Source organism: Mesorhizobium sp. URHB0026, from assembly GCF_054059755.1.
The window spans coordinates 5,396,525-5,414,996 of record NZ_JBSSCN010000001.1; the positions used below are offsets into that span (position 1 = coordinate 5,396,525).

Genomic DNA, 18,472 nt, shown 5'->3' on the forward strand with positions numbered 1-18,472 from the left:
ATAGGCGCCACCGGTAAGGGCACGTCATGACGGAGCATCGAATCTATTCCACAAGCTTTGCTAGCGTCTATCCGCACTATGTCGCCAAGGCGCAAAGGAAAGGACGCACCAGAGCCGAGGTCGATGAGATCATCCGCTGGCTGACGGGCTACACCGAGAAGGAACTCGACGCCGAACTGGAGAAGAAAACCAGCTTCGAGGATTTCTTCGGTCAGGCCCCTCGACTGAATCCTTTGCGGAATTTGATTACAGGGGTGGTCTGCGGCGTCCGCGTGGAAGATATTGAGGATCCACTGATGAAGGAAATTCGCTACCTCGACAAGCTGATCGACGAGCTTGCGAAGGGGAAAGCGATGGAGAAGATACTCCGAAAATGAGGCGAGAGGCTCGAGCGCGGGATATCATCGACCGAGCGCATGGGCGCAAGCGCTAATCACGTCTCCTCACACCGCGATCTGCAGCGTCCCGTGGCGCCTCACCTCAGCCTCTATCTCCCGCACCAGCGTCTCCAGCGCGGGATTGCGGACGTTGCGGGCGCGGCGAATGACGTAGGCGAGGTCCGGAGGCTTGGGGAACGACTTGTCGACGATCTCCATGCCGGGCCGCAGGTGGCGCTGGCTGAGCAGCGCGACGCCGAGGCCGGAGGTCACGCCGGCGATAATGCCGGCGGCGCTCGAACATTCGAACACGATCTCGAACACCGTTCCCTCGTCCTGGCCGAGATCGAGGCCCCAACGGCGATAGAAACAGTTCTCGTCGAAGGACAGGAACGGCACCGGGTCGCCTTTCGCCAGGGTCAGTTCGGGCGACTTCACCCAATGCAGGGTCTCGCGGAACAGCAGGACATCGGTGGGGCGGACGTCGTGCTGGAACACCTGGATGATGGCGGCGTCGAGCGCGCCCTCGCCCAACAGCTTCTGCAGGGCAAGGCTCATGCGCACTTGCGTGCGGACGCTCACCTCGGGGTACAGCCGGCGAAACCGGCCAAGGATGCGCGAAAGGTCCGTGCAGGTCGTGTCCTCGGTCATCCCCAATGCGATCTTGCCTTGCAGCGTGCTTTTCGACAGGCTCAGGATCGCCTCGTCGTGGATGCCCAGGATACGCCTGGCATAGCCCAGCAGATCCTGCCCTGAACTGGTGAACATCGGCGCATTCGCCTTGCGGCTGAGGATTTCGCAGTCGAGGCTCGCTTCAAGCCGCCTGATCTTGTGGCTGACGGCCGATTGCGACAGGCCCAGCATCTCGGCCGCCCGGGTAACGCCGCCATGTTTCTCGATCGCCACCAACGCGCGCAAGGCATCGACATCCAGGCGGCGGCTCATCACTCCAGCCATGACAATCCTCGTTTGAAACGCAAGCTGTGCTCCAAGGTCTCGGCGGAGAACGGGCTTTGCGGTCAATCAGATATGCCGCATCTCGCTCCAATTTCATGGTTACATCGAAATTTGTCATGTGCAAAGGCGCTTGCGCGTCGCCATAAATCCCGCATCCGAGATCGGCCCTGATCCGCTGGCAAACCCGCTTCGACGAAGAGACCGCATGACGCTCCCGAAACCTCGGTCCCGTCGCCTGGCCTGGCTGCTTCTGGCGGCAGCGCTGGTCGTAAGCTGGAGTTCGGGCTTTGTCGGCATCCGTTACGCCAGCGAGAGCGCCGACGTCATGCTGGTGCTGTTCTGGCGAACCTTGATGTCAGGGCTGGTCCTTCTGCCCTTCGCGCTCTTGGTCGGGCCGCGCATCGGCGTCCGGGCGCTGATCCAGCAGATGGCGTTCGGCGTGGCGATGATGTTCCTCTATCTCGGCGGCTTCGCGCTTGCCATCGGCCAGCGCGTTCCGACCGGCCTTGTCGCGCTGATTTCGGACCTCGTTCCCCTCGCCATCGCGGCACTGTCGCAGCCCGTTCTCGGCCACCGGCTGACATCGAGGCAATGGACCGGAACGGCGCTCGGCGTGTTTGGCGTGCTGATCGTCTCGCTGAACAGCCTCAGTCTCGGCACCGCGCCGGCCTGGGCGTACATGGTGACGATCGCTTCCATGATGGTCTTCGCGCTGGCGACCGTGCTGCAGAAGCGGATGGGGACGATCAACATGCCCATCCACCAGAGCCTGTGCATCCAATGCCTGACGGCGGCGCTGCTTTTTGCCGCTTGCGCCGAATGGAAGAGCGGGCTGATGCCGCCCCTTGATGGCCGGTTCGAGTTCGGCATCGCCTGGCTGGTGCTGTTTTCGACCTTCTTCTGCTACGGCGTCTATTATGCGAGCCTGCGCCTCCATAGCGCCGCGCAGGTCAGCAGCGTGATCTATCTCAGCCCGCCGGTGACGATGCTCTGGGCCTGGCTGCTCTTCGGCGAGCCGCTTTCGGCGGCGATGGTGCTCGGCTTCGCGGTGACGCTGTTCGGCGTCTGGCTGACATCCTCGCGCGGCACCGCATCGAAGGGCGAGGCAGGTCTGCGCCCGCCGGGCAGCCGGCCGATTGCTCGCCGATCCACGCAACGTCAGGCAATTATCCACCTCAAGGGAGTGAACCATGAAGCTGACTGATTTCAAGGCCTTGACCTTCGACTGCTACGGCACGCTGATCGATTGGGAATCCGGCATGATCGACGCCCTGAAGCCGCTGACCGGGCGGGTTGGCAGCGGCCTTAGCCGCGACGAGATCCTGCAGGCGCATGCCAGGCACGAGTCCAGCCAGCAGAACTGGACGCCGCAAAAACGCTACAGCGACCTTCTGGCTGTCGTCTACAAGCGGCTCGCCGAGGAATGGGGCGTCGTGACCACGCCGGAGGAATGCATCGCCTATGGCCAAAGCGTCAAGGACTGGCCGGCCTTTGCCGATACCGCCGCCGCCCTGCAATACCTCAAGCAGCACTACAAGCTCGTCATCCTCTCCAACGTCGACAATACGAGCTTCTCCTTCAGCAACAGGAAACTCGGCGTCGATTTCGATGCGATCTACACGGCGGAGGACATCGGGTCCTACAAGCCGTCGCCTCGGAATTTCGACTATATGCTGGAAAAACTGGCGACGCTCGGGATTGGCGACAGGCAAGTCCTTCACACTGCCGAAAGCCTGTTCCATGATCATGCCGTGACCAACCGCCTGGGCCTTAAATCGTGCTGGATCCACCGCCGGCACGCCGATCAGGGTTTCGGCGCCACGATGCATCCCGGCGAGATGCCGAAGGTGGACTTCCGCTTCGACAGCATGGCCGACCTCGCCAAGGCGCATCGAGAGGAATTGCACGGCTGATGGAAGACCATCCCTCGAGCCGAAATCAGAACTCGCCTGAGCGCCATCAACTCTTTTTACGGGTGGTGCCGCGCTTTTCGGCGGAAGTGCCGGAACCCCACAAGGCGCGGCCGAGCAAGCCCCTGCGTTTGCGCGGGGCGAGGTCGATATCGCTGACCAGCTTGGCGCCGCCCTTGCGCCGCTCGAGCGTGATCTTGCGGCTGTGGAAGGCCTCCAGCTCGGCGCGGTGCGCCACGCTCAAGATGGTCACATTAGGCAATTCGTGGATGATGGTCTCCATCATCCTGTCCTGGCTCTTCTCGTCGAGTGCCGCCGTCGCCTCGTCCAGCACGATGATATCGGGCGCGTGCAGGAGCAGCCGTGCAAAGGCCAGCCGCTGCTTCTCGCCGCCCGACAGGGTCTGGTCCCACGGCGCGTCTTCGTCAATCCGGTCGCCGAGATGACCGAGCCCCACCTTGTCGAGGGCAGCCCTGATCTGCGGGATCGCCCAATCCTCGGCGGCGCCTGGATAGGCAGCGGCCCGGCGCAGCGTGCCCGAGGGGATGTAGGGGCGCTGCGGCAGCATGAACATGCGCTTGCCCGGGTGGAAATCGACGCTGCCGCCGCCCCACGGCCACAGGCCCGCTATCGCCCGCACCAGCGTACTCTTGCCCGAACCGGATTCGCCGGCCACCAGCAGCCGCTCGCCCGGCTGGATCACCACTTCGGTTTCCTTGACCACGGCGGTGCCGTCATCGAGCGACACCGACAGATTGTTGAGGCTGAGCATCGTGTCGTCCTTGGTCTCGCCGCGATTGATGCGTCCGAGCGCGTCGCTCTCTTCCGCGCGCTCGAGCCCGTCCAGCGACATCATCAGCGAGGCGATGCGCCGTGCCGAGGCGTTCCAGTCGGCCAGGCGCGGGTAGTTGTCGACCAGCCATCCGAACGCGCCCTGCACGATGGCAAAGGCGGATGCCGCCTGCATGACCTGCCCAAGCGACATCGAGCCGTCGAGGAATTTTGGCGCGCATAAAAGCACCGGCACCACGGGCGCGAACAGGCTTGATCCCTGCGATACCAGCGCCGTGCGCATGTGCTGGCCCGCAAGCATCGCCCACTTCCCCAGCACGCCGGCGAAGGTCCTGTCGATGCCGCTGCGCTCCTCCTCCTCACCGCCGAGCAAGGCGATGCTCTCGCCGTTTTCGCGCACGCGCGTCAGCGTGTAGCGAAATTCCGCTTCCGCCTGGTTCTTCTGCTCGGAGAGTTCGACGAAATGCCGGCCGATGACCACCATCGAGGTGGAGGTGATGCCGGCATAGATGACCGCGGTGATGACGAGGAAGCCTGGAATGGTGACCGTCGAACCGGCGATCGGCAGTGTGAGCGCGCCACCGATGGTCCACAAGACGACGATGAAGGTCGAGGCCGCCAGGAAGGCGTTGAGAACGCCGGAGACGAAATCGACAGGTGATTCGGTAGCGATCCGCAAATCGTCGGCGATGCGGGCTTCCGGGTTCTGGTGATCGCCGCTGACGAGATTGAGCTGGTAGTAGCGGCCGTTGGTGAGCCAGCGGCCGATGACGGATGTGGTGAGCCAGGAGCGCCAGCGGCGCTGGATCGTCATGCGCAGATAGACCTGCGCAACGACGAGGCTGGCGCTTCCAAGCACCAGCGGCACGAACACGGCGCTCAGGAAATAGACGGACGGCGCATTGCGCTGTTCGATGGCGTCGAAGATCGAGCGGTTCCAGACATTGATGCCGTACTGGAAGCCGACATTGACGCAGATCAGGATCAGGAGCGCGATCGTGCACGGCCAGGCTAGCTTGTCGCCGCGCCGGCTCCAATAGCCGCGCGCGCTGATCCAGAAGCGCTTCAGCAGGTATTTCTTGCGCGCCTGTTCGGCCTGTTCGGGGCTCAGCTGCGGATCGGGTTCCACCGCCGCAGGCGGCGGCGCCGCCTCGCCGACGACCTCGGATGCGGCCTCGACATCGGGTACCTTCTCCCGGCGGGGCTTCCTGGCACCGTTTGGCTTGGCGCCGCCGGCCGGCCTCTGTTTGGGTTTGATGTCTGCCACAACGGCCATAACGGCCTGGGTATCGGAAGGTTTCATGCCTGGGTATCGGAAGGTTTTATTATCAGGGCTTGCGACCGTGCCAGGGCTGTCCTTGTGCCCCGATATCCGCGACGCCTCGCCATGACTTGACCGCCGCACAATCGCCACCAAGCCACGCGAAGAGCTTGTAAAACGGAGGTTTTCACGATGCGTCTGGTCTGGACTTTGGTGTTCGCGCTGGCGAGCGGTGCGGTGCATGCGGCTTCGCCGGAGGACGACTACATCGCCGCGCGCGACAAGGCGATCGCGGCCATCGCCGCGATGGAAAGCGCGAACGCTCCCGTGGAAACGCTCGATGCGGCCAATGAGAAGGCCCGCGCCGATCTCGAACAGCGCCTTTCGACGCTTCTTGGACCTTTCACGGTCAAGGGTTTTCCGGCGGCCGGCAGGATCAATATCGAAAGCCTCAGTTCCTCCGATGTCGGCTTCGGCATGCTGGACGGGCTGCGTCACGGCACCGAGGATGGTCCCAGCATCGTGGCGTCGACACGCGGGCTGGTCGAGCGCTGGCTGCAATCGCGCGCGGCCGAGACGGACGCCGATCTCAAATTGCCCACCAGCTTCGACGCGGCGCTGAAGCTCGATGCGTTCTACACCCAGGCCATCGGCAGCGACGCCGCTTTCACCGGCACGCTCGACTTCACGCTGAAGACGCCCGATGGCACCGACATGGCGATCGCCCGCCTCGGCGGCTGGGCACAGGATGTGGGACCCAACTACGACCAGGAAATCGTCGTCACGCTGGTCAAGGGCAACAGTGTCATGGTCGCCGAGGCGCCCGCGACACCGCCCGTCCCAAGGATCGCGACCTGCGACGCGGTCTGGACCGCAGCCGACGCCGCCGCGCAGAAACTGGTCAAGCAGGCAACCGACGACAGCGACGAAAGTACATCCGATGCCGCCGACGCCGCCTGGGCAAAAGGCGACAGCGACTTCCGCGCCTGCATGGGGGCACAATTGGCTAAAGACGCCGCCTACCCGGCGCTGCTTGCCCAGGCGCAAGCGCTGGCGGATAAGATGGCGGGGAAGTAAGAAATCAAGATGGAACGTCGGCGCCGCCCCCTGCCGCCCCTCTCCCCGTATAGTGACGGGGAGAGGGGCGCGCTTCGCCACTTTCGCCAATCGCCAATGTTGCCTAGAAAGGCGTCGGCCATGCGGCCAGCCCCTTCTCCCCGTTACTATACGTCGAGAAGTGCCCGGCAGGGCGATGAGGGGCGGCGCCGAGGTCCGTGATTGGCCCCCCTCTTGTCGCCTTCGCACCCGCCACCATATCGTCATCACGCTGGCCTTGCTGAACACAGTTGCCAGCGCCATTAAAAATTGTTGAAAGGATAATCCCCGCACGCACCCCGGCGCGGCGGGCGGATGAACAGCGTGGGAACTTGAGATGACGACGGATACGAAAGCAACGGAAACCAAGGCATTCGAGGCGGATGTTTCGCGGCTGCTGCACATGATGGTGCATTCGGTCTATTCCGATAGGGACGTCTTCCTGCGCGAACTGATTTCCAACGCCGCCGACGCCTGTGAGAAGCTGCGCTTCGAGGCCGTCAGCCGCCCCGAATTGCTGGGCGATGACCCCAAGCCCCGCATCTTGATTTCAGCCGATGCCGACGGCAAGCTGATCACCGTCGAGGACAACGGCATCGGCATGAGCCGCGACGACATGACGGAGGCGCTGGGCACGATCGCGCGCTCGGGCACGCGCGCTTTCATCGAGCGCGTCGGCGCTGGCAATTCGAGCGAGGACACGCAGCTCATCGGCCAGTTCGGCGTCGGCTTCTACTCCGCCTTCATGGTCGCGACCCACGTCGACGTCATCAGCCGCCTGGCGGGAAGCGAAGAAGCCTGGCGCTGGTCGTCCGACGGCAAGGGTTCCTACGAGATCGCGCCCGCCCCGCTCGAAGCAGCACCCAAACGCGGCACCCGCGTCGTGCTGCATCTGATGGACGACGCCGCGTCCTACACCGGATCCTATCGGCTTGAGCAACTGGCCAAGTCGCGGTCGGGCCATGTGCCGGTGCCAATCACGCTCATCGAGAAGCCCGGTGCCGAGGCGCGCGACATTGCCGATGGCACGGCTCTTTGGGTTAGGCCGAAAAGCGAGATCAAGCCCGAGGAATACACCGATTTTTACCGCGGCGTCTCCGGTCAGTATGACGAGCCGGCCGCCACCATCCATTTCCGAGCCGAAGGCCGGCAGGAATATAGCGTGCTGGCCTTCGTGCCCGGCTCGCGTCCGTTCGATCTGTTCGACCAGGACCGCAAGGGCCGCATGAAGCTCTATGTGCGCCGCGTCTTCATCACCGACGATGCCGATTTGTTGCCGCGCTACCTGCGCTTCATGCGCGGGCTGGTCGATTCCGCCGACCTGCCGCTCAACGTCTCGCGCGAGATGATCCAGGAAAGCCCGCTGCTTGCCGCGATCCGCAAGGGCCTGACCAACCGCGTACTTGGCGATCTCGCCAAGCTGGCGGAGAACGAGACCGAGTCCTATGCGAAAATCTGGGAAAACTTCGGCGTCGTCCTCAAGGAAGGGCTCTACGAGGACCATGAGCGGCGCGATCAGCTCTTGAAGCTCGCCCGCTTCCGCTCAACCGCCTCCGGCGAAGGCTGGCGCGGCCTTGCCGACTACGTCTCGGCGATGAAGGAAGGCCAGAAGGCGATCTTCTTCATGGCCGGCGACGACCGTGCACGGCTCGAAGCCTCGCCGCAGCTCGAAGGTTTCAAGGCACGCGGCATCGAGGTCTTGCTGCTCACCGACCCCGTCGACAGTTTCTGGACGTCGATGGCGCCCGAATTCGACGGCAAGCCGTTCAAGTCGGTGACGCAGGGCGTGGCCGAACTTTCCGAGATCCCGCTGCTCGACGAGGCGAACAAGCCGGATGCGGCGGCGACGCCCGAGGTCGATGGCTTCCTGGCCTTCGTCAAGGCGGCGCTTGGCGATGCCGTGTCGGATGTGAAGCCTTCCGACCGCCTGACCGAAAGCGCGGTCTGCCTGGTGGCGCCCGAACACGGTCCCGACCGCCAGTTCGAGCGGCTGCTCAACGCCGCCGGCCGCCTCGACAAGACGGCCAAACCGATCCTCGAGATCAACCCCCGCCACGAGCGCGTCCTGGCGCTCGCCAGTCTCGGCGACGATGAACAGGCCTTCAAGGATGATGCCGCCCATCTCCTCTATGATGAAGCGCGCGTCCTCGACGGGGACAAGCCGGCCGACGCCAGGGCGTTTTCCGAGCGCCTGGCCCGGCTGATCGCGCGCGGTATTTCGAAAGGCTGAGTCTACGCCGGCCAGCCGTCCTCGACGTGTGGTCGAGCGGGGTTGCGTGGCGATCCCGTCCGCCGACAAATTCGGCATCTCTCGCAGCCGGCGAGGCGCTGAACTCCGCTGGCTCAATCGCCGACTGTGGACATCGCGCCTCCGATCCCTCAATCTTGGCCCGGGAACAAAACAGACGCTTCAAAGAAGGCGTGGACGTCCGGGTGCTCATGAAACGACGATGGACATTGTATGATCCACGGCTGGCCTGGATGCTCGTCGCGCCGGTGCTCTTGCTGCTGATCTTTTTCCTGGTGCTGCCGATCGCGGTGATGGCCGGTTATACCTTCTTCACCTTTGTCACCGCCGGCGTGGAAACGAGCGCGTTGACGACCGCGAACTGGCACGAATTCTTCACCGACAGCTACTATCACGGCTTCCTTCTGAAGACCTTGAGGGTCGGAGCCATGACGGCGCTTCTGTGCGGCGTCCTCGGCTACTTCCCCGCCTATTTCATCTGGGCGACGACCTTCAAGCACAAATGGCTGCTGCTGCTTTTGCTGATCGTGCCGTTCTGGATCAGCTTCACCATCCGCACCTTCTCATGGATCAATATCCTGGGCGAACAAGGCGTCATCAACGTCGCGCTGCTCAAGATGGGCATCATCCATGAGCCGCTGCAGATGCTCTACAATGAAGGCGCGGTCATCCTCGGCATGCTGCACTTCCTGCTGCCCTACATGATCCTCAACGTCTATGTCAGCCTGGAGAGCATTGATCGCACGCTGATTTCGGCGGCCCGCTCGATGGGCTGCACAAGCGCGCAGGCGTTCCGCGAGGTCACGCTGCCGCTGTCGCTGCCCGGCCTGGCGGCGGGCCTGCTGCTCTGTTTCGTGCTGGCCGCCGGCAGCTATGTCACGCCGCAGCTTCTCGGTTCGGGTCGTGACGCGCTGTTTGGCAACCTGATCTACGACACCATCATGGGCGAGCTGAACTGGCCTATGGGCGCCACGCTTTCGATCGTGCTGTTCATCGTGCTCGGCTTCTTCGCCGCCGTCTACACACGCTACATGGGCATGTCGCAGATCGTCAAAGGGCTTGGTGGATGACGGGGTTTGGAGGATGAGAGGAACACGGCGCAGGCAGGAAGGCAGATGGGCCTGGCGGCTGACCGGCTTCGTCACGGTCTGCGTCTACATCTTCATGTTCGCGCCAATCGTGGCGACAGTGGTCCTGTCGTTCAACGCCTCGATGTTCGGCGGCTTCCCGATGACCGGCTTCAGCCTGCAATGGTACGGCAAGCTGATGGCCAACGAGGCGGTGCTGGCTGCCTTTCGAACATCCTTGTGGATCGCATTGGTCACCGCGATCGTCACCACCGCCATCGGCGTCACCACGGCGTTTGCCCTGGTCCGCTTCGAATTTCGCGGCAAGCAGGCGCTGAGCACGCTGGTGATCCTGCCGGCATTGGTGCCTGAAACCATCCTCGGCGTCGGCCTGCTGGTGCTGATCAAGGCCGTCGACCAGCCTAGGACCATGCTGCTCCTGGTGCTCGGCCACATCCTGCTTGCCGTGCCCTATGTGGTGCTGATCGCCCAGGCGCGCATGATCGGGATCCGGCGCGTCTACGAGGAGGCGGCATTGTCGCTGGGCGCCTCGCGCTTCTCGTCCTTCCGCGAGATCACGCTGCCGCTGCTCATCCCGGCCGTGGTCGGCGGTGCCCTGCTCGCCTTCACCATCTCGTTCGACAACACCTCGGCCAGCCTGTTCTGGCGGCCGGCCGGCGTCGAGACCATGCCGACCCAGATCCTTTCCATGCTCAAGATTTCGATCAGTCCGGAGATCAACGCGCTCGGCACCGTGATGATCCTGGTGACCGTCGGCATCCCGCTGATCGGCGGCCTGGTCCTGCAAAGCCTGACAAAACTGAGAAGACGTGGCGAACCAAAGGAGGAACTACAATGAAACTCACCACCACCAAGCGGCTGGAACGGCTGCACGATCGATACGCCAATGGCGACCTGAGCCGCCGCGCGTTCCTGACGCTGACCGCCGCCGCGGCAGCATCGGCGGGCCTTTCCATGCCCTGGATGGGCCGGGCGCTCGCCGCGGTGCAGGAGGTTCGCTTCGACGGTTGGGGCGGCACGGTGCAGGACGCGATCGACAAGTTCGCCTTCCAGCCCTACACGACCAAGACCAAGATCAAGGTGGTCCAGGGCACGTTCGGCGACGAGGACGAGATCATCACCAAGATCAAGACCGCCAAGCCCGGCGACTATCAGGTCATCCATTCCTCCGGCGTCAACTACTACATCAAATATGTGAACGCCGGCCTGACCTCGGAAATCAACGAGGCCAACATTCCCAACATGGCGAACGTGCTGCAGCCGATGATCGAGCCGTTCCGCAAGCTGACGCCGAAGCTATCGGCCGTGCCCTACGATTACGGCACGACGGGCATCGCCTACAACACCAAGGTGATCTCGCCGGAGGAAGCCAAGGAAAAGGGCGCCGGGCTCCTGCTCGACAAGAAATATGCCGGCAAGGTCGGCGGCTATTCCGACATGACGACGCGCGTCTGGTACGCGGCGCTCGCCACCGGGCAGGACCCCAACAACCTGAAGGACATGGACGCCATCTGGGCCAAGGTGCGCGAAACGCGTGACCTCGCCAAGAAGTTCTGGAGTTCCGGCGCGGAGCTGATGGACCTGCTTTCCAAGGGTGAGATCGTGGTGACCGATGCCTGGTCGGGCCGCGTCGCGGCGCTGCAGGACCAGGGCCATCCGATCGGCTATCTCGACCCGGCTGGCTCCTATGCCTGGATGGAGGACATGCTGATCCTCAAGGGCTCGCCCATGGCCGAGTGCGAGGAACTCATCAACTTCATGCTCGACCCGGCGACCTCGATCGCGGTGGCCGAGGGCCAGAGCTATCCGCCGTCGCTCGATCCGAACAAGGTCAAGCTGACCGAGAAAATCGAGAAGCTGCCGGCGTTCGACAAGACGGGCACGATGAAGTCGCTGACCTTTGCCGATCCAACCTACTGGGCGACCAACGAGGACGCCTGGACCAAGCAGTGGAACAGGATCTCGAAGGGTGCCTGACAGCCAGGACACGACACTCCATCCCCGGCCTGTCCAGGCCGGGGCAGCCGGCGCGAGCGCCTCCGCCGGGGCGAACAGCCCGGCGGTCGAGTTCCGCGACATCGACATCGCCTACGGCAAGTTCGTCGCGGTGCGCGATTTCTCGCTTTCGATCCGCAAGGGCAGCTTCGTCACCCTGCTCGGGCCCTCGGGTTGCGGCAAGACCACGATCCTGCGCTCCATCGCCGGCCTGGTCGACATTTCGGGCGGCCAGATCATGATCGATGGGCGGCGCGTCGACGACGTGCCGATCTACAAGCGCAACATCGGCCTGGTCTTTCAAAGCTACGCGCTGTTCCCGCACAAGAACGTGTTCGACAACGTCGCCTTCGGCCTGAAGTACCGCAACGTGCCGAAGCCCGAGATCGTGCGCAAGGTCGGCAAGGCGCTCGATATGGTGCGGCTGCCGGGCAGCGAGAAGAAGCTGCCGTCGCAACTGTCCGGCGGGCAGCAGCAGCGCATCGCGCTTGCCCGCGCCATCGTCTTCGAGCCGCAGGTGCTGCTGCTGGATGAGCCGTTGTCGGCGCTGGACGCCAACATGCGCGAGGAGATGCGCGTCGAGATCAAGAAGATCCAGAAGGAAACCGGCATCACCGCCATCTTCGTCACGCACGACCAGGAAGAAGCCCTTTCCATGTCGGATCGCATCGTGGTGATGAACGCGGGCGCGGTGGAGCAGATCGGCACTCCGGAGGAGGTCTATGAGACGCCGGCGACAGCCTTCGTCGCCGACTTCCTCGGCAAGGCCAACATGCTTGCAGGAGCCGTGAGCAGGTCCGGCCAAGGAACTGCAATGGTGGTGCTTGGCACCGGCCAGACGGTCAGCGTGGCCTGTCCAAGGCCGCTTGCCGACGGCAGCAAGGTCACCGTCGTGGCGCGGCCGCAGAAATTTTCGGTCGGTGCTGGAACGAGCGCCAACCGGCTGTCCGGCCGCGTGATCTCGGCCTCCTATCTGGGCGGCAGCGCAATCTACGAGATTGACATCGGCGGCAAGACCCTCCGCGCCAATACACCGATCAGTGGCCGTGTGCTTGGCGAAGGCGAGACGATCGAACTGGGTTTCGCCCCGGACGACTGCGTCCTGCTGGACGCGGCCGGCAAGCGGATTTCCTGAAGGTCGCGGCCGCCTGGTGCGGTTCAGCCACCATTTGACGCGCCCGTGCCGTCTCGCGCGCCAGCCCAGATCCCAGCCGCCTGAAGGCGTGGGGTCTGCGGATCCCCATCGGGGGCTCTAGAGCAGAATCTGATCACTCAGGCTCGTATCCTGCGGCGCAGAGGTAGTTTGAGCACTCCTCGGCGGTGAAGCGTGGCAAGGCGTCGCGGATTGCGTCCCAAAGCTCGGGGATGTTGCGTTTGGCGGCTTTCCTGAGGATCGACTTCAGCTTGGAGAAGGCATTCTCGATTGACCGAGAAAATCGAGAAGCTGCCGGCGTTCGACAAGACGGGCACGATGAAGTCGCTGACCTTTGCCGATCCAACCTACTGGGCGACCAACGAGGACGCCTGGACCAAGCAGTGGAACAGGATCTCGAAGGGTGCCTGACAGCCAGGACACGACACTCCATCCCCGGCCTGTCCAGGCCGGGGCAGCCGGCGCGAGCGCCTCCGCCGGGGCGAACAGCCCGGCGGTCGAGTTCCGCGACATCGACATCGCCTACGGCAAGTTCGTCGCGGTGCGCGATTTCTCGCTTTCGATCCGCAAGGGCAGCTTCGTCACCCTGCTCGGGCCCTCGGGTTGCGGCAAGACCACGATCCTGCGCTCCATCGCCGGCCTGGTCGACATTTCGGGCGGCCAGATCATGATCGATGGGCGGCGCGTCGACGACGTGCCGATCTACAAGCGCAACATCGGCCTGGTCTTTCAAAGCTACGCGCTGTTCCCGCACAAGAACGTGTTCGACAACGTCGCCTTCGGCCTGAAGTACCGCAACGTGCCGAAGCCCGAGATCGTGCGCAAGGTCGGCAAGGCGCTCGATATGGTGCGGCTGCCGGGCAGCGAGAAGAAGCTGCCGTCGCAACTGTCCGGCGGGCAGCAGCAGCGCATCGCGCTTGCCCGCGCCATCGTCTTCGAGCCGCAGGTGCTGCTGCTGGATGAGCCGTTGTCGGCGCTGGACGCCAACATGCGCGAGGAGATGCGCGTCGAGATCAAGAAGATCCAGAAGGAAACCGGCATCACCGCCATCTTCGTCACGCACGACCAGGAAGAAGCCCTTTCCATGTCGGATCGCATCGTGGTGATGAACGCGGGCGCGGTGGAGCAGATCGGCACTCCGGAGGAGGTCTATGAGACGCCGGCGACAGCCTTCGTCGCCGACTTCCTCGGCAAGGCCAACATGCTTGCAGGAGCCGTGAGCAGGTCCGGCCAAGGAACTGCAATGGTGGTGCTTGGCACCGGCCAGACGGTCAGCGTGGCCTGTCCAAGGCCGCTTGCCGACGGCAGCAAGGTCACCGTCGTGGCGCGGCCGCAGAAATTTTCGGTCGGTGCTGGAACGAGCGCCAACCGGCTGTCCGGCCGCGTGATCTCGGCCTCCTATCTGGGCGGCAGCGCAATCTACGAGATTGACATCGGCGGCAAGACCCTCCGCGCCAATACACCGATCAGTGGCCGTGTGCTTGGCGAAGGCGAGACGATCGAACTGGGTTTCGCCCCGGACGACTGCGTCCTGCTGGACGCGGCCGGCAAGCGGATTTCCTGAAGGTCGCGGCCGCCTGGTGCGGTTCAGCCACCATTTGACGCGCCCGTGCCGTCTCGCGCGCCAGCCCAGATCCCAGCCGCCTGAAGGCGTGGGGTCTGCGGATCCCCATCGGGGGCTCTAGAGCAGAATCTGATCACTCAGGCTCGTATCCTGCGGCGCAGAGGTAGTTTGAGCACTCCTCGGCGGTGAAGCGTGGCAAGGCGTCGCGGATTGCGTCCCAAAGCTCGGGGATGTTGCGTTTGGCGGCTTTCCTGAGGATCGACTTCAGCTTGGAGAAGGCATTCTCGATTGACCGAGAAAATCGAGAAGCTGCCGGCGTTCGACAAGACGGGCACGATGAAGTCGCTGACCTTTGCCGATCCAACCTACTGGGCGACCAACGAGGACGCCTGGACCAAGCAGTGGAACAGGATCTCGAAGGGTGCCTGACAGCCAGGACACGACACTCCATCCCCGGCCTGTCCAGGCCGGGGCAGCCGGCGCGAGCGCCTCCGCCGGGGCGAACAGCCCGGCGGTCGAGTTCCGCGACATCGACATCGCCTACGGCAAGTTCGTCGCGGTGCGCGATTTCTCGCTTTCGATCCGCAAGGGCAGCTTCGTCACCCTGCTCGGGCCCTCGGGTTGCGGCAAGACCACGATCCTGCGCTCCATCGCCGGCCTGGTCGACATTTCGGGCGGCCAGATCATGATCGATGGGCGGCGCGTCGACGACGTGCCGATCTACAAGCGCAACATCGGCCTGGTCTTTCAAAGCTACGCGCTGTTCCCGCACAAGAACGTGTTCGACAACGTCGCCTTCGGCCTGAAGTACCGCAACGTGCCGAAGCCCGAGATCGTGCGCAAGGTCGGCAAGGCGCTCGATATGGTGCGGCTGCCGGGCAGCGAGAAGAAGCTGCCGTCGCAACTGTCCGGCGGGCAGCAGCAGCGCATCGCGCTTGCCCGCGCCATCGTCTTCGAGCCGCAGGTGCTGCTGCTGGATGAGCCGTTGTCGGCGCTGGACGCCAACATGCGCGAGGAGATGCGCGTCGAGATCAAGAAGATCCAGAAGGAAACCGGCATCACCGCCATCTTCGTCACGCACGACCAGGAAGAAGCCCTTTCCATGTCGGATCGCATCGTGGTGATGAACGCGGGCGCGGTGGAGCAGATCGGCACTCCGGAGGAGGTCTATGAGACGCCGGCGACAGCCTTCGTCGCCGACTTCCTCGGCAAGGCCAACATGCTTGCAGGAGCCGTGAGCAGGTCCGGCCAAGGAACTGCAATGGTGGTGCTTGGCACCGGCCAGACGGTCAGCGTGGCCTGTCCAAGGCCGCTTGCCGACGGCAGCAAGGTCACCGTCGTGGCGCGGCCGCAGAAATTTTCGGTCGGTGCTGGAACGAGCGCCAACCGGCTGTCCGGCCGCGTGATCTCGGCCTCCTATCTGGGCGGCAGCGCAATCTACGAGATTGACATCGGCGGCAAGACCCTCCGCGCCAATACACCGATCAGTGGCCGTGTGCTTGGCGAAGGCGAGACGATCGAACTGGGTTTCGCCCCGGACGACTGCGTCCTGCTGGACGCGGCCGGCAAGCGGATTTCCTGAAGGTCGCGGCCGCCTGGTGCGGTTCAGCCACCATTTGACGCGCCCGTGCCGTCTCGCGCGCCAGCCCAGATCCCAGCCGCCTGAAGGCGTGGGGTCTGCGGATCCCCATCGGGGGCTCTAGAGCAGAATCTGATCACTCAGGCTCGTATCCTGCGGCGCAGAGGTAGTTTGAGCACTCCTCGGCGGTGAAGCGTGGCAAGGCGTCGCGGATTGCGTCCCAAAGCTCGGGGATGTTGCGTTTGGCGGCTTTCCTGAGGATCGACTTCAGCTTGGAGAAGGCATTCTCGATTGATGGTGTGGATGGCTCCTGCTCCCGGCGTCGCATTGCGCCATAGTTGGGATGTTGTCGTCCCGAGCAAAGGAGCCATCCATGTCAGAACTTGCCACAGTTGGCATCGACCTCGCAAAGAGTGTCTTCCAGATCCATGGTGTCGATGGGAACGGTCGGGTTCTCGTACGCCGTCAGCTTCGCCGCAGCCAGTTGCTGGTGTTTTTCCAGAAGCGTCCACGATGCCTGATCGGCATGGAGGCTTGCGCAGGTTCTCACGATTGGGGGCGCAGGCTTCTGGAGATGGGGCACGACGTCCGGCTGATGCCGCCCTCCTATGTGAAGCCTTACGTGAAGCGCGGGAAGACGGATGCTGCGGATGCGGCCGCCATCTGTGAAGCCGTGACACGCCCCTCCATGCGGTTTGTCGCCATCAAGAGCGAAGCCTGCTCGTCGGTTCTGGTTCTTCACCGCACGCGAGACTTTCTGGTTCGCCAGCGCACGCAGATCGGCAACGCGATCCGGGCCCACATGACGGAGTTCGGCGTCATCGCGGCGAAGGGCGCGCAGAACGTCAATCGACTGAAGGATCAACTGGATCAACTGCCGGAAGTAGCTCGAATGCCTGTGAGTTTGCTCTTCGATCAGTTGGCCGAGACGGACAAGCGGATCGAGCGGCTGACCGACGAGCTCGAAGAGACCTACGCGCAAAGCGAGACAAGCCAGCGTCTAGCCACAATCCCAGGTGTGGGGATGCTGTCGGCGACGATCATCGCGGCGACGACGCCGGATGTCGACAATTTCGGCAGCGCAAGGGACTATGCCGCCTGGCTCGGCCTCACTCCCAAGCCGCACTCCACCGGAGGCAAGCAGAGGGTGGGCCGGATCTCGAAGATGGGCAATCGTTATATCCGACGCTTGCTGTATCTGGGCGCCATGGCGCAGATCATGCTCAGATGCAGACTCAAGCGCGAGCCGAGCTCGGACTGGCTATCGGGCATGCTGATGCGAAAGAAGACGAAGATCGTCGCCGTCGCTTTGGCGCATCGCATGGCACGAACAATATTCGCCGTCCTGAGGGACGGATCGCGTTACGAGCCGCAGTCAGCCTGACAGGCTCTCGGAATGGTCAGGGCAAAGTGAGGTGATGGCGAACAAACGGAGACGAAGAACCAGGACACCCCGATTAATCCGAAGCGCCTCGAGCGCGCTCGATTGAGTGGGACCTGTTCTCCAAGCGGATATTCATCAGGGCGCGCAGCGATCCCGTTGCACATTCAGACGCCGTATACATGGCCGCAACCGACCTGTTCACCAAACCCGATCCGATACCCTTGACCCGCAGGAGCCATCCATACACGGGTTAAAGTCGGGGCTGTAAGGCGGTAGGAAGAGCATTCGCGCGCCGGCCGCTTCGATCGCTTGGCGGGCGGCGGCGACTTTGTGAGCGGGCAGGTTGTCGAGGATGACGATGTCACCAACTCGAAGCGTAGGCGCCAATACATGCTCGGCATAAGCGGCGAACCATTCACCCGTCATCGGTCCGTCGAGGACCATCGGCGCAGTCATGCCCGTCAGGCGCAATGCGCCTGTAAAAGTAGTCTTTTTCCAGTGCCCGTGCGGGATCGGAGATCGGCACCGCATGCCCCGCTTTGCCCGTCCACGCAGGCGAGCCATCTTCGTCGATGCGCCGGTCTCGTCGATAAAGACCAACCGTTCGGGATCGAGATCAGGCTGGGCCTTGAACCAGGCGCGTCGCCGCGCGAGCACGTCGGGCCGATCCTGCTCGCTGGCGTGCGCTGTTTTTTTTGAAGGTCATCGAGTGACGGTCGAGAAAGCGCCAGATCGTGCTCGGCGCGAACACGACCGCATGCTCCGCCCTCAGAAATTCAGCCAACTCGACCAGTGTGATGTCGTCCTGACCTTCGATCACCGCTAGGATCGTATCCCGGTAGGCTTCGATCCGCTGGGAGCGCTTGTCTCCGCCTTGGGGCTTTGCCCGCGTCGCGCCGCTCTCTCGCCATTCGCGGACCCAGCGGACCGCGCTTGCCGCGGCAACACCGAAACGATCCGCCGCAGCCCGCCGCGACAGGCCACTCTCAACCGCTGCGATCACTCGCGAACGCAAATCCTCCGATATGGCTCTAACCATGCCTGCTGGCCTCCATACCCAGCCGACATG

The 18,472-nt window shown here is 63.5% G+C and carries 16 protein-coding genes and 4 pseudogenes; 14 read left to right on the top strand and 6 right to left on the bottom strand.

Features of this window, described 5'->3' with window-relative positions:
* The first annotated feature begins 26 nt into the window (after nucleotides 1-26).
* The gene (locus tag ACVWWD_RS26580; protein ID WP_023784400.1) at nucleotides 27-377 is read left to right on the top strand and encodes a DUF2200 domain-containing protein; all 351 of its coding nucleotides are present in this window, start codon (nucleotides 27-29) and stop codon (nucleotides 375-377) included.
* A gap of 66 nt (nucleotides 378-443) precedes the next feature.
* Here ACVWWD_RS26580 and ACVWWD_RS26585 read toward each other — a convergent pair whose 3' ends face one another.
* Entirely contained in the window at nucleotides 444-1,334 is an 891-nt protein-coding gene (locus ACVWWD_RS26585) for a LysR family transcriptional regulator (protein WP_031241435.1), read from the bottom strand.
* A gap of 205 nt (nucleotides 1,335-1,539) precedes the next feature.
* Here ACVWWD_RS26585 and ACVWWD_RS26590 point away from each other — a divergent pair, with 205 nt between their 5' ends.
* Both ACVWWD_RS26590 and ACVWWD_RS26595 read left to right on the top strand, forming a co-directional pair.
* Nucleotides 1,540-2,538: a DMT family transporter gene (locus ACVWWD_RS26590; RefSeq protein WP_352552051.1), complete on the top strand. Its 999-nt coding sequence runs from the start codon at nucleotides 1,540-1,542 to the stop codon at nucleotides 2,536-2,538.
* Nucleotides 2,525-3,247: a haloacid dehalogenase type II gene (locus tag ACVWWD_RS26595; protein ID WP_352552053.1), complete on the top strand. Its 723-nt coding sequence runs from the start codon at nucleotides 2,525-2,527 to the stop codon at nucleotides 3,245-3,247. The genes ACVWWD_RS26590 and ACVWWD_RS26595 overlap by 14 nt, the downstream gene beginning before the upstream one ends.
* 46 nt (nucleotides 3,248-3,293) lie before the next feature.
* Here ACVWWD_RS26595 and ACVWWD_RS26600 read toward each other — a convergent pair whose 3' ends face one another.
* Nucleotides 3,294-5,339 carry an ATP-binding cassette domain-containing protein gene (locus ACVWWD_RS26600; RefSeq protein ID WP_435053017.1) on the bottom strand — a complete coding sequence of 682 codons (2,046 nt, stop codon included), beginning with the start codon at nucleotides 5,337-5,339 and terminating at the stop codon, nucleotides 3,294-3,296.
* A gap of 150 nt (nucleotides 5,340-5,489) precedes the next feature.
* Here ACVWWD_RS26600 and ACVWWD_RS26605 point away from each other — a divergent pair, with 150 nt between their 5' ends.
* From ACVWWD_RS26605 to ACVWWD_RS26630, 6 genes are all read left to right on the top strand, one after another.
* Nucleotides 5,490-6,374 (top strand): hypothetical protein, encoded by an 885-nt coding sequence (locus ACVWWD_RS26605; protein ID WP_352552055.1) that lies wholly within the window; start codon nucleotides 5,490-5,492, stop codon nucleotides 6,372-6,374.
* 355 nt (nucleotides 6,375-6,729) lie between these two features.
* Nucleotides 6,730-8,622, top strand: coding sequence for a molecular chaperone HtpG (gene htpG, locus ACVWWD_RS26610; RefSeq protein ID WP_352552057.1), 1,893 nt, complete (start codon nucleotides 6,730-6,732; stop codon nucleotides 8,620-8,622).
* Nucleotides 8,623-8,831: 209 nt separating this feature from the next.
* Nucleotides 8,832-9,710 (top strand): ABC transporter permease, encoded by an 879-nt coding sequence (locus tag ACVWWD_RS26615; RefSeq protein WP_031241430.1) that lies wholly within the window; start codon nucleotides 8,832-8,834, stop codon nucleotides 9,708-9,710.
* A gap of 13 nt (nucleotides 9,711-9,723) precedes the next feature.
* Complete coding sequence (locus ACVWWD_RS26620; protein ID WP_023775092.1) at nucleotides 9,724-10,566, top strand: ABC transporter permease; 843 nt, start codon at nucleotides 9,724-9,726, stop codon at nucleotides 10,564-10,566.
* Entirely contained in the window at nucleotides 10,563-11,705 is a 1,143-nt protein-coding gene (locus ACVWWD_RS26625; protein WP_023784393.1) for an ABC transporter substrate-binding protein, read from the top strand. Before ACVWWD_RS26620 ends, ACVWWD_RS26625 begins: the two co-directional genes overlap by 4 nt.
* Nucleotides 11,698-12,858: an ABC transporter ATP-binding protein gene (locus ACVWWD_RS26630; protein ID WP_352552063.1), complete on the top strand. Its 1,161-nt coding sequence runs from the start codon at nucleotides 11,698-11,700 to the stop codon at nucleotides 12,856-12,858. Before ACVWWD_RS26625 ends, ACVWWD_RS26630 begins: the two co-directional genes overlap by 8 nt.
* A gap of 133 nt (nucleotides 12,859-12,991) precedes the next feature.
* Here the strand turns inward: ACVWWD_RS26630 and ACVWWD_RS26635 are convergent.
* Nucleotides 12,992-13,147 (bottom strand): annotated as a pseudogene (locus ACVWWD_RS26635) (IS630 family transposase); the annotation flags it as partial.
* Between ACVWWD_RS26635 and ACVWWD_RS26640 the strand changes: the two are divergent.
* Both ACVWWD_RS26640 and ACVWWD_RS26645 read left to right on the top strand, forming a co-directional pair.
* Nucleotides 13,147-13,287: a hypothetical protein gene (locus ACVWWD_RS26640; protein WP_457103659.1), complete on the top strand. Its 141-nt coding sequence runs from the start codon at nucleotides 13,147-13,149 to the stop codon at nucleotides 13,285-13,287. The pseudogene ACVWWD_RS26635 and the gene ACVWWD_RS26640 sit on opposite strands and share 1 nt — an antisense overlap.
* A complete protein-coding gene (locus ACVWWD_RS26645) occupies nucleotides 13,280-14,440 on the top strand; it encodes an ABC transporter ATP-binding protein (protein ID WP_352552063.1) in 1,161 nt (386 codons plus the stop codon). The genes ACVWWD_RS26640 and ACVWWD_RS26645 overlap by 8 nt, the downstream gene beginning before the upstream one ends.
* Before the next feature lie 133 nt (nucleotides 14,441-14,573).
* On the opposite strand, the pseudogene ACVWWD_RS26650 reads toward ACVWWD_RS26645, so the two are convergent.
* Nucleotides 14,574-14,729: pseudogene (locus tag ACVWWD_RS26650) on the bottom strand (IS630 family transposase); the annotation flags it as partial.
* On the opposite strand from ACVWWD_RS26650, the gene ACVWWD_RS26655 reads away from it, so the two are divergent.
* The 3 genes from ACVWWD_RS26655 to ACVWWD_RS26665 all read left to right on the top strand — a co-directional run bounded on the left by ACVWWD_RS26655 (nucleotide 14,729) and on the right by ACVWWD_RS26665 (nucleotide 17,403).
* Nucleotides 14,729-14,869 (top strand): hypothetical protein, encoded by a 141-nt coding sequence (locus ACVWWD_RS26655; protein WP_457103659.1) that lies wholly within the window; start codon nucleotides 14,729-14,731, stop codon nucleotides 14,867-14,869. The pseudogene ACVWWD_RS26650 and the gene ACVWWD_RS26655 sit on opposite strands and share 1 nt — an antisense overlap.
* A complete protein-coding gene (locus tag ACVWWD_RS26660; protein ID WP_352552063.1) occupies nucleotides 14,862-16,022 on the top strand; it encodes an ABC transporter ATP-binding protein in 1,161 nt (386 codons plus the stop codon). The genes ACVWWD_RS26655 and ACVWWD_RS26660 overlap by 8 nt, the downstream gene beginning before the upstream one ends.
* A gap of 370 nt (nucleotides 16,023-16,392) precedes the next feature.
* Nucleotides 16,393-17,403: an IS110 family RNA-guided transposase gene (locus ACVWWD_RS26665; RefSeq protein WP_023832783.1), complete on the top strand. Its 1,011-nt coding sequence runs from the start codon at nucleotides 16,393-16,395 to the stop codon at nucleotides 17,401-17,403.
* Between the two features lie 246 nt (nucleotides 17,404-17,649).
* Here ACVWWD_RS26665 and ACVWWD_RS26670 read toward each other — a convergent pair.
* Together ACVWWD_RS26670 and ACVWWD_RS26675 are read right to left on the bottom strand one after the other, a co-directional pair.
* Nucleotides 17,650-18,106 (bottom strand): annotated as a pseudogene (locus tag ACVWWD_RS26670) (IS630 family transposase); the annotation flags it as partial.
* Nucleotides 18,107-18,193: 87 nt separating this feature from the next.
* Nucleotides 18,194-18,442, bottom strand: a pseudogene (locus ACVWWD_RS26675) (helix-turn-helix domain-containing protein); the annotation flags it as partial.
* Nucleotides 18,443-18,472 lie beyond the last annotated feature (30 nt).

What these genes read in the sequence shown, in the direction of transcription:
- ACVWWD_RS26580 (WP_023784400.1), top strand. Translation starts at nt 27, where the DNA reads ATGACGGAGCATCGAATCTATTCCACAAGCTTTGCTAGCGTCTATCCG.
- ACVWWD_RS26585 (WP_031241435.1), bottom strand. Translation starts at nt 1,334, where the DNA reads ATGGCTGGAGTGATGAGCCGCCGCCTGGATGTCGATGCCTTGCGCGCG.
- ACVWWD_RS26590 (WP_352552051.1), top strand. Translation starts at nt 1,540, where the DNA reads ATGACGCTCCCGAAACCTCGGTCCCGTCGCCTGGCCTGGCTGCTTCTG.
- ACVWWD_RS26595 (WP_352552053.1), top strand. Translation starts at nt 2,525, where the DNA reads ATGAAGCTGACTGATTTCAAGGCCTTGACCTTCGACTGCTACGGCACG.
- ACVWWD_RS26600 (WP_435053017.1), bottom strand. Translation starts at nt 5,339, where the DNA reads ATGAAACCTTCCGATACCCAGGCCGTTATGGCCGTTGTGGCAGACATC.
- ACVWWD_RS26605 (WP_352552055.1), top strand. Translation starts at nt 5,490, where the DNA reads ATGCGTCTGGTCTGGACTTTGGTGTTCGCGCTGGCGAGCGGTGCGGTG.
- htpG (WP_352552057.1), top strand. Translation starts at nt 6,730, where the DNA reads ATGACGACGGATACGAAAGCAACGGAAACCAAGGCATTCGAGGCGGAT.
- ACVWWD_RS26615 (WP_031241430.1), top strand. Translation starts at nt 8,832, where the DNA reads ATGAAACGACGATGGACATTGTATGATCCACGGCTGGCCTGGATGCTC.
- ACVWWD_RS26620 (WP_023775092.1), top strand. Translation starts at nt 9,724, where the DNA reads ATGAGAGGAACACGGCGCAGGCAGGAAGGCAGATGGGCCTGGCGGCTG.
- ACVWWD_RS26625 (WP_023784393.1), top strand. Translation starts at nt 10,563, where the DNA reads ATGAAACTCACCACCACCAAGCGGCTGGAACGGCTGCACGATCGATAC.
- ACVWWD_RS26665 (WP_023832783.1), top strand. Translation starts at nt 16,393, where the DNA reads ATGTCAGAACTTGCCACAGTTGGCATCGACCTCGCAAAGAGTGTCTTC.